Source organism: Streptomyces sp. NPDC048504, assembly GCF_043200035.1.
GTDB lineage: Bacteria > Actinomycetota > Actinomycetes > Streptomycetales > Streptomycetaceae > Streptomyces.
On sequence record NZ_JBICXA010000002.1, the window covers coordinates 254,099 to 268,235 of the forward strand.

General features: G+C 69.8%; 14 protein-coding genes. 3 read left to right on the forward strand and 11 right to left on the reverse strand.

Annotated features, from left to right (window positions below):
* Nucleotides 1-37 precede the first annotated feature (37 nt).
* The 6 genes from pfkB to ACGFY9_RS05425 all read right to left on the reverse strand — a co-directional run bounded on the left by pfkB (nucleotide 38) and on the right by ACGFY9_RS05425 (nucleotide 6,178).
* Nucleotides 38-985 carry a 1-phosphofructokinase gene (gene pfkB, locus ACGFY9_RS05400; protein ID WP_393752192.1) on the reverse strand — a complete coding sequence of 316 codons (948 nt, stop codon included), beginning with the start codon at nucleotides 983-985 and terminating at the stop codon, nucleotides 38-40.
* Complete coding sequence (locus tag ACGFY9_RS05405) at nucleotides 982-1,743, reverse strand: DeoR/GlpR family DNA-binding transcription regulator (RefSeq protein WP_393752194.1); 762 nt, start codon at nucleotides 1,741-1,743, stop codon at nucleotides 982-984. The genes pfkB and ACGFY9_RS05405 overlap by 4 nt, the downstream gene beginning before the upstream one ends.
* A 165-nt stretch (nucleotides 1,744-1,908) precedes the next feature.
* A complete protein-coding gene (locus tag ACGFY9_RS05410; RefSeq protein WP_393752196.1) occupies nucleotides 1,909-2,394 on the reverse strand; it encodes a hypothetical protein in 486 nt (161 codons plus the stop codon).
* 60 nt (nucleotides 2,395-2,454) lie between these two features.
* Nucleotides 2,455-3,186: a Crp/Fnr family transcriptional regulator gene (locus ACGFY9_RS05415; RefSeq protein WP_393752198.1), complete on the reverse strand. Its 732-nt coding sequence runs from the start codon at nucleotides 3,184-3,186 to the stop codon at nucleotides 2,455-2,457.
* A gap of 2 nt (nucleotides 3,187-3,188) precedes the next feature.
* Nucleotides 3,189-3,335 carry a hypothetical protein gene (locus ACGFY9_RS05420; RefSeq protein ID WP_393752200.1) on the reverse strand — a complete coding sequence of 49 codons (147 nt, stop codon included), beginning with the start codon at nucleotides 3,333-3,335 and terminating at the stop codon, nucleotides 3,189-3,191.
* Between the two features lie 1,289 nt (nucleotides 3,336-4,624).
* Nucleotides 4,625-6,178, reverse strand: coding sequence for an MFS transporter (locus ACGFY9_RS05425; protein WP_393752202.1), 1,554 nt, complete (start codon nucleotides 6,176-6,178; stop codon nucleotides 4,625-4,627).
* 62 nt (nucleotides 6,179-6,240) lie between these two features.
* Between ACGFY9_RS05425 and ACGFY9_RS05430 the strand changes: the two genes are divergently transcribed.
* Nucleotides 6,241-7,221, forward strand: a complete 981-nt coding sequence (locus ACGFY9_RS05430) for a helix-turn-helix transcriptional regulator (protein WP_393752204.1) — start codon at nucleotides 6,241-6,243, stop codon at nucleotides 7,219-7,221.
* Nucleotides 7,222-7,246: 25 nt separating this feature from the next.
* Here ACGFY9_RS05430 and ACGFY9_RS05435 read toward each other — a convergent pair whose 3' ends face one another.
* Nucleotides 7,247-8,008, reverse strand: a complete 762-nt coding sequence (locus ACGFY9_RS05435) for a TetR/AcrR family transcriptional regulator (protein ID WP_393752206.1) — start codon at nucleotides 8,006-8,008, stop codon at nucleotides 7,247-7,249.
* Nucleotides 8,009-8,444: 436 nt separating this feature from the next.
* On the reverse strand, nucleotides 8,445-9,443 hold the full coding sequence (locus ACGFY9_RS05440; RefSeq protein ID WP_329251568.1) for a sigma-70 family RNA polymerase sigma factor: 999 nt from the start codon (nucleotides 9,441-9,443) through the stop codon (nucleotides 8,445-8,447).
* 170 nt (nucleotides 9,444-9,613) lie between these two features.
* Between ACGFY9_RS05440 and ACGFY9_RS05445 the strand changes: the two genes are divergently transcribed.
* Nucleotides 9,614-10,144, forward strand: coding sequence for a GNAT family N-acetyltransferase (locus tag ACGFY9_RS05445; RefSeq protein WP_393752208.1), 531 nt, complete (start codon nucleotides 9,614-9,616; stop codon nucleotides 10,142-10,144).
* Between the two features lie 27 nt (nucleotides 10,145-10,171).
* On the opposite strand, the gene ACGFY9_RS05450 is transcribed toward ACGFY9_RS05445, so the two are convergent.
* Nucleotides 10,172-10,975, reverse strand: coding sequence for a dioxygenase (locus tag ACGFY9_RS05450; protein WP_393752210.1), 804 nt, complete (start codon nucleotides 10,973-10,975; stop codon nucleotides 10,172-10,174).
* 121 nt (nucleotides 10,976-11,096) lie between these two features.
* On the opposite strand from ACGFY9_RS05450, the gene ACGFY9_RS05455 reads away from it, so the two are divergent.
* The gene (locus ACGFY9_RS05455) at nucleotides 11,097-11,624 is read left to right on the forward strand and encodes a MarR family winged helix-turn-helix transcriptional regulator (RefSeq protein WP_393752212.1); all 528 of its coding nucleotides are present in this window, start codon (nucleotides 11,097-11,099) and stop codon (nucleotides 11,622-11,624) included.
* A 111-nt stretch (nucleotides 11,625-11,735) separates the two neighbouring features.
* Here ACGFY9_RS05455 and ACGFY9_RS05460 read toward each other — a convergent pair whose 3' ends face one another.
* On the reverse strand, nucleotides 11,736-13,298 hold the full coding sequence (locus ACGFY9_RS05460) for an MFS transporter (RefSeq protein ID WP_393752214.1): 1,563 nt from the start codon (nucleotides 13,296-13,298) through the stop codon (nucleotides 11,736-11,738).
* Nucleotides 13,299-13,427: 129 nt separating this feature from the next.
* Nucleotides 13,428-14,072, reverse strand: a complete 645-nt coding sequence (locus ACGFY9_RS05465) for a TetR/AcrR family transcriptional regulator (RefSeq protein ID WP_393752215.1) — start codon at nucleotides 14,070-14,072, stop codon at nucleotides 13,428-13,430.
* Between the last annotated feature and the right edge of the window lie 65 nt (nucleotides 14,073-14,137).

Consider the following 14,137-nt stretch of genomic DNA (forward strand, 5'->3'; position numbering starts at 1 on the left):
GAGCGGGGGTGAGCGGTCGTAGAGACCATGGGCGCACTCATGTCACCGGCTCCGTCAGGACGCGGTCCACCGGGACGTCCGCCGTGACCGTCACCGCCGCCGGGTCCAGGTCGGCCGGGGTGGGCATCACGCTGCCGGGGAGCTGAACAGCGGCCGCGCCGTGGGCGACCGCCGAGGCCAGGGCCTCCGGGCCGTGGCCGCCGGCGATCAGGAAGCCGGCCAGCGAGGAGTCCCCCGCACCGACATTGCTGCGTACGACGTCGACGCGCGCGCTGCCGTACCAGGCACCGGAGCCGTCCACGAGCAGCTGCCCGTCCGCGCCGAGGCTGGCGAGGACGGCGCCCGCGCCCAACTCCCGTAGTTCTTCGGCCGCTTTGACCGCGTCGCCGACGGTGGCGAGGGGGCGGGAGACGGCCTCCGCGAGTTCCTCGGCGTTGGGCTTCACCACGTCCGGGCGTTCGCGCAGGGCCTCGATGAGCGCGGGGCCGGAGGTGTCGAGGGCGATACGGACGCCGACGGCGTGCGCGCGGGCGACCAACTCGGCGTACCAGGACGGCGCGAGGCCGCGCGGGAGGCTGCCGCAGCAGGCGATCCAGTCGGCGTCACGGGACTGCTGCCTGACCGTCTCCAGGAGCAACTCCTGTTCGGCTGCGGTCAGTTCGGGGCCGGGCGCGTTGATCTTCGTGAGGACGCCGTCCGCCTCGGCGAGGGCGATGTTCGACCGGGTGGCCCCGGCGACCGGGACCGGCGCGACCTCGATGCCCTGCGCGTCGAGCAGGTCCGCGACCAGCGCGCCCGGCGCCCCGCCCAGCGGCAGGACAGCGACCGTACGGCGGCCCGCGGCGGCGACCGCGCGGGAGACGTTGACGCCCTTGCCACCCGGGTCCATGCGCTCGCCGGTGGCCCGTATGACCTCGCCGCGGTCCAGCGAGGGGACCTCGTAGGTGCGGTCGAGGGACGGGTTCGGGGTGACCGTGAGGATCATGCGCGCACTACTTCCATGCCGCCGCGCTCCATGGCGGTGGCGTCTTCTGGGCTCAGCCCGCTGTCGGTGATCAGCAGGTCCACGTCGCTCAGGGCGCCGAAGCGGGCGAAGTGCTCCTGGCCGTGCTTGGCGGAGTCGGCGAGCAGCACCACGCGGCGGGCGGCGGTCATCGCCGCGCGCTTGACGGCGGCCTCGGCGAGGTCGGGGGTGGTCAGCCCGTGCCCGGCGGAGAAGCCGTTGGCCGCGACGAACACGACGTCGGCGCGGATCTCGCCGTACGCCCGCAGCGCCCATGCGTCCACGGCGGCGCGCGTACGGTGCCGCACGCGCCCCCCGACGAGGTGGAGCTGCATGCCCGGGTGGTCCGCGAGGCGGGCCGCGATGGGCAGGGAGTGCGTGACGACGGTGAGCTCGGCCTCCAGCGGGATGATGCCCGCGAGGCGGGCGATCGTCGTACCGGCGTCGAGGATCACCGTGCCCTGCATCGGCAGCTCGGCGAGGGCCGCCTTGGCGATCCGGTCCTTCTCGTCGGCCGCCGTCGACTCGCGCTCGGCGAGATCCGGCTCGAAGTCCAGCCGCCCGGCGGGTATGGCACCGCCGTGCACCCGGCGGACGAGTCCCGCGCGGTCGAGGGCCTTCAGATCCCGGCGGATCGTCTCCGCCGTGACCTGGAACTCCTCGGCCAACGACACCACGTCCACCCGGCCGCCGTCACGGGCCAGCCGGAGGATCTCCTGCTGCCGCTCCGGTGCGTACATGTCCGTTCGCCTCCGACCTTTGCCCGAACTTGTGGTTTCGCTCGGAGGCTACGCCCGGATTTCCGGAAAGTAAACAGGTTCGGGCATCAGGTGGACATGAACGGGCAGAGGGGATCTTTTTTGGGGCTGCTCGCGGTGTTCTTTGGGGCCGCTTGCGGTGTGCGGTCAGCCGTGGCGCAGGTCCTTGATCCGCTGCTCGGCGGCGAGGATGGCGTGCGCCAGTTCGTCGCGGGCGGCCTCCTGGCGCATCGCCTGTTCGAGCCGGGCGCGGTGCTCCGGGAGGCCGACGCGTACGGCCGGGCCTTGCGCGGGCAGGGCGGTGGCGACATAGCCCCGCACGCTCTCGACGACCCTCGTCAGCTCGAACCGGACGCCCGGGGTGTGATCTGCTATGCCCGCGAGCATCTTGCCGATCGTGGCGATGTCCTTGAAGTCCTCGGCGACACAGGGCTTCTGGGCGAGGCCGCACTGCGCCTCGTAGAGGTCGGCGAGCCACACGCCGGGCTTGTCGTAGTCGGTGTTCGTCTCGTCCTTGCGGCGCATCTTCCGCGTCCAGGCGAAGACCTGCCTGTGGTGCCGGTACATCAGCACGGCGAGGAAGGCCCCGGCAAGGGCGGACGCGGCGGGCACCAGGAAGGCGCTGGTCATCATGCGGTGATCCGTTCGGGGATGAAGCGCGAGCGGGGAGGGTGAACGGTGCGCCGGGCGGAGTCAGGCCGCGGCGGCGAGGTGGCGCAGCGCGTCGACGTCATGGACCAGGAACTTGCGGTACCGGGCCTCGACGATCCCGTGGTAGCGCAGGGTGCGGAGCGCGTTCTCCGTTGTGGACACAGCGAGTTGGAGCGCGGCAGCGATGTCCTTCTGACCCGGGCCGGTGATGGTGGTGGAGCCCGTCCGGGGGTCGGGGGAACCCGCGGTGTCGGCGAGATGCGCCAGGAGGGTACTGGTGCGCTCCAGGGGCGGCCGGGTGGTCAGGGTGTAGACGAGTTCGTCGCTGCGGTTGCGGTCCTCAAGGCTGCGCAGGAGCGCGAGTTTGATCCTGGGCCTGTTGCTCAGCAGGACGTTGAAGCGGCGCGCGCGACAGGGGATGACCACGGTCCTGGTCAGGCACCGGGTGCGGACGGCGGAGTCGGGGGTGATGAGTTTGGCCTCGCCGACCAGTTGGCCGGCGCCCCGGAACCGGGTGACGGCGGGGGCACCGTCCCAGTCGCCGAGCGGAAAGCGGTCCTGTCGTACGACGCCGTCCCAGATCATGTACACGTTCCGGTCGTCCGACTCCATCGGCAGGTACTCGTCCTGGCCGAAGCTGCGGCCCCGCAGATCGTCCTCCAGCAGAAAGCGCCAGTCCTCGGCCGACAGGCGCCGCAGGAAGCTTCCCGCCGGCTTTTCCTCGTGGCCCATGAGAAGGTCGGTCGGCCGGTTGGTGTCGGCGGTCGAGGGCACGCTCACTCCCCCGCACCGGCGGCCGTGACGGCGCGTGAACCGGCGTACACGCCCTGAGGCGCGCGGTGGTGACGATGCGTCACGAGCAGGGTGCCGCGGGAGCCGCGGCTCGACAGCGGGAATCCGCCGTCGTCGTTGACGGTGCTCATCCAGTCCAATCCTCTTGGCGGTTACGCAGGGGAGCCCCGCTGGTCAGCGGGGTTCCGGTGGTGGGTCCGGAACGTTCCGGGAGGTACGGCACCGCCCGGCTGGTGGGGCCCGGCGGGTGGAAGCGGGTGGAAAGAGTGCGCGGGATAGACCGTACCCCTCGCCACGAGCCAAGAGCCAGTCGTGTTTTCGAAGGCGCGTGTCGAGAATGTAGATCGTTTCGGGAACCCCTGACCGTGGGGCTTTATTACAGAAGATCACGGGTAATTTGGAGGGGAAAGAAATTGCCCTTTACCCATACGTCGATCGCGGCCGCCCCGGTTATCCGCACCCTCCCAGAGGTGCGACCGAGCCCTTCCCCGGGTAGCCGGGATATGACGTCCGCACAAACCGACGGCAAAAACGAGAGGCCCCAGGGCACCACCCCTGAGACCTCCCGAAATGGTCCGGACCCACCAAGGATCAGACCGGTGCCCAGTAAACACCACGGACGCCGTTTGGGTCACTCCCCGCCTGCCGACAATGGGCCCCCGACGGCGGATAGCCAGGCGAAACCCCCTCCTGCGGGGATTGTCACCGACAGCACACCTCTCCGCACACGCCGTCGGGACGCCTCGACGGGCCGCGTTTTTTGTCCCCTTTATCCACACGAGAGCAAGGCGCTCAGGCCTCTCACGGGTACATGACAGCGTTATCAAATGACTGCCATCGATCAGGAGTAAACAGATTCCGCCAACACGAGCCCGGGCGGCCGACTCCACCGCCCAACGGAAGCACGCCCGACAAAACCAGCGGAGCGCGCCGCTCCGGTCCGCCCGATTAACTGGCAGCCGTCGCAGCAATTCCTTTTCTTGAGGCAATCCAGGACGACAGGAAATGCGGTGAGCCCGGGCGGGAGGCGGAATCCTGAACGGAAATCAAGAGTTCGCCGCCGCACATCGTAAAGGTCGACTAATAAATAAGGTCACCGCTCTCGGCGCCGCGCCGACACCCCCGCCGCACACGCCCGGCCCACGCGTCCCACCCGCACCTTACGCACTGTCAGCTTTCTTGTGGCGCAGGCCAGTTGGGCACACGAGACACCCGAAGTCGGCGTGTTCCGCACAGAACAGATCATTCGGGTACGTAGTACGACGTTCGGTCCGCAGTGCGCCGCCGAACCGCCCGGCGTACGCCTCCCCCCGCGCACCGGCGTACGCCATCGCCCGGTCGTTTGCGTCGAGCGCCCCGCCCCCGTACTGCCTCGGGGCGGGGGGCTGTCGTACGACATCTCGTGGGGCGGTGGTCGGCGTCAACTCCCGCTCGGCACAGCCGACTTGTCCGCAGGCGTCGGCATCTCCGCGGCCGCCCCGTTCTCCGCGGCCGCCTCCGTGGCAGCCCGCCCCGCCGCCCGCCCCGGCAACGCGAACATCAGCAGGAAGATCGAGAACATCACCGCAGCCACCCAACCCAGCGCGTTCTGGAAGGCGTTGACGAACGCCGGCCCCACCTCCGCGGGGGTCAGCCGGTCCCCGATCGAGCCGAAGAAGACCACCGACACCAACCCCAGCCCCAGCGCATTGCCCATCTGCTGAACGGTGTTGATGAGCCCGGACGCCGAACCCGCGTGCTCGCGCGGCACCTCGGAGAGGATCGTGTCGGTCAGCGGGGCGAAGATCAGGCCCATGCCGGCGCCCATCACGACGAGCGGCAGCGCCATCTGCCAGGAGGCGATGGCCAGTTGGTACCGGTCCGCCTCCCAGAGGTAGAGCAGCACGCCCGCGGCCATCACCAGCGCGCCGGTCTGGAGCACATTGCGTCCGCCGAGCCGGGGCACCAGCTTCTGCACGGACATCCCGGCCGCCACCGAGACCGCGATCGAGAACGGCACACCGGTCAGCCCCGCCCGCAGCGGGCTCCAGCCCAGCCCGATCTGCATGTACAGCGTCCAGACCAGGAAGAAGATGCCGAGTCCGATCCCGAAGACGGTCTGTACGGCGATGCCCGCCGCGAAGCTCTTCACCTCGAACAGCGACAGCTCGACGAGCGGCGAACCGTCCCGCGACGCCTTCCGCTTCTCGTACGCCACCAGTGCGGAGAAGACACCGATCGAGCCGGACATCGACACGAACCCCCAGGCGGGCCAGCCCAGTTCGTCGCCCCGGGTGAGCGGATAGAGCAGCATCAGCAGGCCCAGCGTGACCAGGGTGACGCCGACGAGGTCCAGCTTCAGGGCGCGCGGCGCCTTGGACTCCGTGATGAAGCGGCTGCCGAGGACCAGGCCGGCGATTCCCACCGGCAGGTTGATCAGGAAGATCGGGCGCCATTCCAGGCCGAAGAGATTCCACTCCGTGAGCAGCGCGCCGAGCAGCGGGCCCGAGACCGCGCCCAGGCCGACGATCGCGCCGAACAGCCCGAACACCTTGCCCCGTTCGTGCGCCGGGAAGGTCGCGTGCACGATCGACAGCACCTGCGGCACCATCATCGCCGCCATCCCGCCCTGCAGGATGCGCGAGGCGACCAGCATCTCCGGGTTCGCGGCGAAGCCGCACAGCGCGGAGGCGAGCGTGAAGCCGCCGATCCCGACGAGGAACAGCCGCTTGCGGCCGTGGATGTCACCGAGCCGCCCGCCGGTGATCAGCCCGGCGGCGAAGGCGAGCGCGTAACCGGCCGTGATCCACTGGATCTGGCTGAACGAGGCGCCCGCGTCCCGCTGGATCGACGGGATCGCGACATTGACGATCGTGACGTCGACGAGGTCCATGAAGGCCGCGGTCATCACGATCGCGAGGGCGAACCAGCGACGCCGGTCACTCGCGGCAACCACGGGGGCTGGGCTGTCGACAAGGGTTTCGGTGGAAGTCATGGCTTGAAGCTATGACCCCATTAGGTCAGATCATGTCCTAGTTCTACGGCATCCTCGAACTCATGACGACGGACACCCCGGCCCGGCTCCTCCAGCTCCTCTCACTGCTCCAGACGCCCCGCGAGTGGCCCGGCGGCGAGCTGGCCGACCGGCTCGGGGTCTCCCGGCGCACGGTCCGGCGGGACATCGACCGGCTGCGCGAACTCGGCTACCCCGTGCAGGCGACGCTCGGCTCCGACGGCGGCTACCGGCTCGTCGCGGGCAAGGCGATGCCCCCGCTGGTGCTGGACGACGAGGAGGCGGTGGCGATCGCGGTCGGCCTGCGCGCGGGCGCCGGGCACGCGCTGGAGGGCGTGGACGAGGCGTCCGTACGGGCGCTGGCGAAGCTGGAACAGGTACTGCCCTCGCGGCTGCGGCACCGGGTCGCCACCCTCCAGGCCGCCACCACTCCGCTGACCAGTGGCGACGGCGCGAGCATCGCCCCCGAGACGCTGACCGTGATGGCCTCGACGGTGGCCGGCCGGGAGCGGCTGCGCTTCGCCTACCGCGCCAAGGACGGCACCGAGTCCCGCCGACAGACGGAGCCCTACCGCCTCGTCTCGACCGGCCGGCGCTGGTACCTCGTCGCCTACGACCTCGACCGCGAGGACTGGCGGACGTTCCGGGTCGACCGGGTGAGCCAACCCTTCGCCACCGGGGCCCGGTTCACCCCGCGCGAGCTGCCGACCGGAAGCGCGGCGGAGTACCTACGGCAGTCGATGCACCGGCGTCAGGAGACGTATGAGTACGCCGTCACCTTCGCCGCCCCCGCCGACGTCGTCGCGGCCCGCATCCCGTCCTGGCTCGGCACCCCGGAACCGCTCGACGAGCACAGCTGCCGTCTGCGCGCCACGACCGGCGACGCGGTGGACTGGCTGGCCGTACGGCTGGCCATGCTGGGGTGCGAGTTCACGGTGCAGGAACCGGAGGAACTGGTGCGGTCCGTAAGGGAGTTGGGGGAACGGTTGAGCCGGGCGGGCAGTGCGGGCGGGCCGCGGGCGTGAGCCTCGGCGGGTACGGGAGCGGAGCTCACACCGTGCCCCGTCCCGTCCCCAGTTCCCCCCAGGGAAAGTCCCGCAGCGCCCGCAGATTCCGCAGCGCCAGTTCCACCGGCCCCGCCACCGAACTCGCACCCTTACCCGCACCCGCTTCCCCGGACGCCCACCCCTCAACAGCCGTACGCACGGCGGCACTTGCCACGGCGGCGGCGAAGCGCACCTCGGAGGACAGCACGGACGGAGCCGGGTCGGTGTCGGCGTCGTCGCCCTCGGGAAGGCGTTCCGCGGTGAGGCGTTCCGCGAGGATCTCGCCCAGAGTGCGTTCCGAGGCCTGGTAGACCTCCGCCCACACCCGGCGCAGGGCGGGGCTGGATTCGGCCATGCCGATCAACGTGCGTACCCAGGTCCAGGAGTTGATGGAGACGCCCACCCCGGGGGTCAGCGTGTAGCGGATCCCGTGTTCCAGGGCCTCCGGCACCGACAGGGCGGCCGGGGCCGCGCGGACCGCCTCCACCCAGCGCTGGGCGCCGGCCGCGTAGAGCGGGGCGACGGCCTCTTCCTTGGTGGCGAAGTAGCGGTAGAAGGTGCGGGGGGCGATGCCCGCGCTCTGGGCGATGTCCTCGGCGCGGGTGGCCCGCAGCCCGTGTCTCACGAAGAGTCCGGCAGCGGCCCGGGCGATCTCCATCCGGGTCTCGGCCTTGCGCCGCTCGGTCAGCGAGAGCGGTACGGAGGAGGCAGAGGAGCCGGAGGTCGAAGCAGGGCTGGAATCCGGTGCTGGGGTGGGGCTGCTCACATCGGCAGGCTATGCCGCTGTGGCACAATCTGCCATTCGGCGGGCCACCCCGGGGTTCAGGTACGGGGTGCCCCGCCGTCCCGGCATGCCGACGCCCCGTCCACCCCGCAGGCGAGAAGAACCGGGCCCCGGCGCCTGGGGGGACAGGCGCCGAAGCCCGGTTCGGGAGAGTCCCGGCGCCGGGGGGGGTATGTGCGTCGGGACTTGGCTCAGGGGTCTCGGAGCATGGCCTCGGACCCGAACTCCTGGGCCCTGAAGTCTTGTTCCCAGGGTCCAGCAGCTTGAAGCGGCGTTACACAGCCATGTTCGCGCGGCCTCCCGCCACCGGGCGTACGCGGTCCGGCACGCAGCTCGTCCGGTACGCGCCCCCGCGTCCACCGGGCCGGAGGCCGGGGGCTCACGCCCCCGGCACAGCTCCCGCCACGCTCACTACCGCTTACGCCGCCGCGTCGAAGCCGGTCTGGCTCGCCAGCTTCTTCAGTTCCAGCAGTGCGTGCTTCTCGATCTGGCGGATGCGCTCGCGGGTCAGGCCGTGCTCCTTGCCGACCTCGGTGAGCGTGCGCTCCCGGCCGTCCTCCATGCCGTACCGCATCTTGATGATGGACGCCGTGCGCTGGTCGAGGCGGCCGATCAGGTCGTCCAGTTCCTCGCTGCGCAGCAGGGTCATGACGGACTGCTCGGGCGAGACCGCGGAGGTGTCCTCCAGGAGGTCACCGAACTGCGTGTCTCCGTCGTCGTCCACCGACATGTTCAGCGAGACCGGGTCACGGGCCCAGTCCAGGACGTTCGTCACGCGCTCCGGGGTGGTGTCCAGCTCGGCGGCGATCTCCGCGTGCTCGGGCTCCCGCCCGTTCTTGCGGTTGAACTCGCGCTGCACCCGGCGGATCCGGCCCAGCTCCTCCACGAGGTGGACGGGCAGGCGGATGGTCCGGGACTGGTCGGCGATGGAGCGGGTGATGGCCTGGCGGATCCACCAGGTCGCGTACGTCGAGAACTTGAAGCCCTTGCGGTAGTCGAACTTCTCGACCGCGCGCACCAGGCCCGCGTTGCCCTCCTGGATCAGGTCGAGGAGGGGCAGGCCGCTACGGGGGTAACGGCGGGCCACGGCCACGACCAGGCGGAGGTTGGAACGGATGAAGACGTCCTTGGCACGCTCCCCCTCGGCGACCAGGGCCTCCAGCTCGGCGCGGGAGGCGTCCGCCTGGGACTTCTCCTCGCCGTCGAGGACCTGGCGCGCGAACACGCCCGCTTCGATGGTCTGTGAAAGCTCGACTTCCTTGGCGGCGTCGAGCAGCGGTGTACGCGCGATTTCGTCGAGATACATGCCGACCAGGTCGCGGTCGGCGATCTCGCCGCCATGGGCGCGAACACTGCGTGCCACGCCGGAGGTCTCGCCGGAGGCGGACTTACGACGGGCGACGGCACGGGTTGCCATGCGTGCTCCCTTGCGATGGTGGGTCAGCAGGTGTTCGTCTGATGCCTTGGCACTCTTCTCGTGTGCCCTGCATCTGATGGAAACAACGACTGGAATCCGGACAGAATTCCCAACCCGCTCCCCTATTTTTCTGATCTTGCAGTACCCTGTCCGGCCACAAGGGGGTAACGATGCCGTCGGAACATACAGAGGTGCAGGTCAGGCCGGGAGTCGAGAGTGACCTCGACGCCCTCACGGACATCTACAACCACTACGTACGCGAAACCCCGATCACCTTCGACACCGTCCCCTTCACACCGGAGGAGCGTCGCCCTTGGCTGCTCTCCCACCCTGAAGACGGGCCATACCGGCTGAAGGTTGCCGTGGACGGGACCTCCCAAGGAAACTCACAGCGAATCCTCGGCTACGCCACATCCAGCCCTTACCGGGCGAAGCCCGCCTACTCGACCTCGGTCGAGGTCACGGTCTACCTCGCCCCCGACGCGGGCGGCCGGGGCATCGGCACGCTGCTCTACAAGGCCCTGTTCGAGGCTCTGGCGGACGAGGACGTGCACCGGGCGTACGCGGGCATCGCACAGCCCAACGAAGCGTCCACGCGGCTGCATGAACGCTTCGGGTTCCGGCATGTCGGCACCTACCGGGAGGTGGGCCGCAAGTTCGGCCGCTACTGGGATGTCGCCTGGTACGAACGGGAGTTGTAGCTCCAGGAGTACGCAGTTCCAGGCGCCTCAGCCGAACTGCACCGACCGCTTCGCCATCCCCATCCAGAACCCGTCGATCACGGAGGGGTTGAAGGACTCCCGCGCGTCCAGGTCACCGCCCGCCTCCGCCGCGCCCATGGCGACGAACAGCGGGGCGAAGTGCTCGGTGCGCGGATGGGCGTAGCGCCCGGCCGGGGCCTTGTGGAGGAAGTCCAGCAGGCCGTCCCAGTCGCGGGACTCCAGTGCCCGCCTGCCCCAGTCGTCGAACTCGGAGGACCAGGTGGGCACTCCCCCGCCGGTGTGGCGCAGCGCGGCGAGGTTGTGGGTGAAGAAGCCGGAGCCGACGATCAGGACGCCCTCGTCGCGCAGGGGCGCCAGCTTGCGGCCGATGTCCATCAGCTTCGCCGGGTCGAGGGTCGGCATGGAGACCTGGAGGACCGGGATGTCGGCGGCCGGGAACATCTCGACGAGCGGGACGTACGCCCCGTGGTCGAGGCCGCGGTCCGGGACGTCCTGGACCGGGACGCCCGGGGCGCGCAGCAACTTCCGTACGGACTCGGCGAGTTCGGGGGCGCCCGGGGCGTCGTAGCGGACCTGGTAGTAGTGCTCGGGGAAGCCCCAGAAGTCGTAGACCAGGGGGACCGGGTCGACCGCGCCGAGGGCGAGGGGGGCCTCCTCCCAGTGGGCGGAGACCATGAGGATCGCCTTGGGGCGGGGGAGGCCGGCGGACCAGGCGGCGAGTTCGCCGGGCCAGATCGGGTCGTCCGCGAGGGGCGGGGCGCCGTGGCTGAGATAGAGGGCGGGCATGCGCTCCGGTGCGGCGGTGGACATGACGGTCACTCCCCTGGTCGAACCTTGATCGAACTGAATGCTTGAACTCTCAAACTTCCTGCGTGAGAGCTTACGCCCCATTTGTTTAACCTTCAAGGAGAGCTCTCGTACAGTGGAGTGCATGAACACGGCACCCGCACCCGCTGACGAAACGGCACCCTCCGACGAACCCCGCTGGCTCACCGCCGAGGAGCAGCACGTCTGGCGTTTCTACATGCACGCCAGCACCCTCCTGGAGGACCATCTGGACCGCCAGCTCCAGCGCGACGCGGGCATGCCGCACATCTACTACGGGCTTCTCGTGCAGCTCGCCGAGGCTCCGCGCCGCCGGCTGCGGATGACCGAGCTGGCCATGAACGCGAAGATCACCCGCTCCCGTCTCTCGCACGCGATCGCGCGCCTGGAGAAGAACGGCTGGGTGCGCCGCGAGGACTGCCCCTCCGACAAGCGCGGCCAGTTCGCGGTGCTGACCGACGAGGGCTACGGCGTGCTCAGCCGGACCGCGCCGGGCCATGTGGCCGCCGTACGGCAGGCGTTGTTCGAGCGGCTGACGCCGGAACAGCAGAAGTCCCTCGGCGAGATCATGGAGATCGTCGCCGAGGGACTTCAGCCGAACGAAGCGGGTGCGGACCTGCCCTGGCTCCGCTGAGCCGCTCAACTCAGGCGAGAACCAGGGCAGTTCCTGGGAGTCGTACCTACGGGGCGTCCCCTTCCCCGTAGGCACGGATGGTGCGAAGGGGGTACGACCGGCCGGGCGTCGTCAGTGGGCGACGACCGGGATCTTGAACTCGTCCTCGACGTCGTCACCGGAGGCGACCGGGTCGGAACCCTGCTTGCCGGCGTTGACGAGGACCCCGACGATCACCGCGGCCGCGACCAGCATGCCGACCGCGAACCAGATGGCGTTGGTGTAGCCGTGCACCTGGCCCTGCAGCGCGACGAGCTGCTGCTGGGTCTTGGAGGTACCCGCCGAGGCGATGTGGTCCTTGATGTACGCGGTCGTCGCGGACGCGGCGATCGTGTTCAGCAGGGCCGTACCGATGGCGCCGCCCACCTGCTGCGAGGTGTTGACCATCGCGGAGGCGACACCCGCGTCCCGGGGCTCGACGCCCAGGGTGGCCAGGGACATGGCCGGCATGAACGCCGTACCCATGCCGAGACCGAGCAGCAGCATCGCGGGCAGGATGATCGAGGCGTAGGACGAGCCGATCTCCAGCTGCGTCATCAGCAGCATGCCGACCGCGGCGACCAGGAAGCCGGGGCCCATGAGCAGGCGGGCCGGCAGGCGGGTCATCAGGCGGGTGCCGATCTGGGTCGAGCCGACCATCATGCCGACGATCATCGGCATGAAGGCGAAGCCGGTCTTGATGGGCGAGAAGCCCTTCACGACCTGCAGGTAGTAGGTGAGGAAGAGGAACGTGCCGAACATCGCGATGATGGCGATGCCGAGCGAGAGGTAGATACCGCCGCGGTTGCGGTCGGTGATCACGCGCAGCGGCAGCAGCGGGGCCTTGACCCTGGACTCGACGATCACGAACGAGACCAGCAGGACCGCGGAAGCGATGAAGAGCGCGATGGTTGAGGAGTCGCCCCAGCCGTCGGTCTCGGCGCGGGTGAAGCCGTAGACGAGCGAGACCAGGCCGAGGGTGGAGAGCAGGACACCCGGGATGTCGAGCGGGTTGCGGTTGCGGCCGCCCTCCGGCTCGCGGATGACGAAGTACGCGCCGAGCGCGGCGACGATCGCGAACGGGATGTTCACGAAGAACGTCCAGCGCCAGTCCAGGTACTCGGTCAGCACGCCGCCGAGGATGAAGCCGACGGCGCCGCCGCCACCGGCGATCGCGCCGTAGATGCCGAACGCCTTGGCGCGTTCCTTGGCGTCCGTGAACATCACGGCGAGCAGGGAGAGCGCGGCGGGCGCGAGCAGTGCGCCGAAGGCGCCCTGGAGGGCACGGGCGCCGAACATCATGGCGCCGGTGGTGGCCACACCGCCGAGGGCGGACGCGGCGGCGAAGCCGGTCAGACCGACGACGAAGGCACGCTTGCGGCCCCACAGGTCGGCTATGCGGCCGCCGAAGAGGAGGAGTCCGCCGAAGGCGAGGGCGTAGGCCGTGACGACCCACTGCCGGTTGCCGTCGGAGATGCCCAGGTCGGTCTGGGCGGACGGAAGGGCGATGTTCACGATGGTCGCGTCGAGCACGACCATCAGCTGGGCGAGCGCGATGAACGCGAGCGCCTTCCAGCGGTTGGAATGGGCTTCGTGCTCGGCGGCCTCGGAGGCCTTGTCGAGAGCGCCTGGGGCGCTTCGAGCTGTTTCAGACATGGTGGTACCCACTTCGGGACTTCGTGACGGAAAAATACGGAAGAAGGACGTGATCGGGGACGGCTCGTCTACGTCGACGAGAGCCGGAAACTTGTTGTTGAGACAGGCGTGATGCTCTGAACTAATCGGTCAGGGCTGCCGGAGATCCTCCATCGTCGCAGCGGTGCCGGGCAGGACCGAGCGGGCCGGGGCCCGCAGTCCGTCCAGGAACAGCTGCAGGTGTCGGTGTACGAAGCGGTCGGCGCTGAGGCAACCGGTGCCGGCCGGCGGCCGGCTGAGCTGGGCCACGGCGACCATCAGGTCGCCGACACCCACGTCGGACCGGAGCTGCCCGGCCCTCCTGGCCCGTTCCATGACCTCGTCGATGAGCTCCTCGACCCGCTCGCGCGCGGCTTCCAGGTCCGGGTGGAACTGGTTGAAGGTGCCGGAGATCATCGGGCACAGCGCGCTGATCCGCTCGTCCGCGGAGACGTGCACGAAGCGCTCCAGAGCGGCGAAGGCGTCGCCGGTCTCGTTGAGCGCCTGCTCTGCGGCCTCCGCCGTACGGTCCATGACCGAGACCACGACCTCGCGAACGAGGGCGTCACGGTCCGGGAAGTTGCGGTAAAGCGTGGCGTTGCCGACGCCGGCCCGGCGGGCGATCTCGTCGAGCGGCACATCGGGGCCGAACTCGACGAACATCTCGCGGGCGGCGGTGACGATCCGCTCCCGGTTGCGCAAAGCGTCGGCGCGCGGCCGGGTCACCTTTCGCTGTACGGGGGTCGCGGTCGTCACGGCGTGCTCCTGAAGGTCTTGGACTGCTGAGGCGATCCGGGGACCGAATCCCCGTTTCGCTCGGA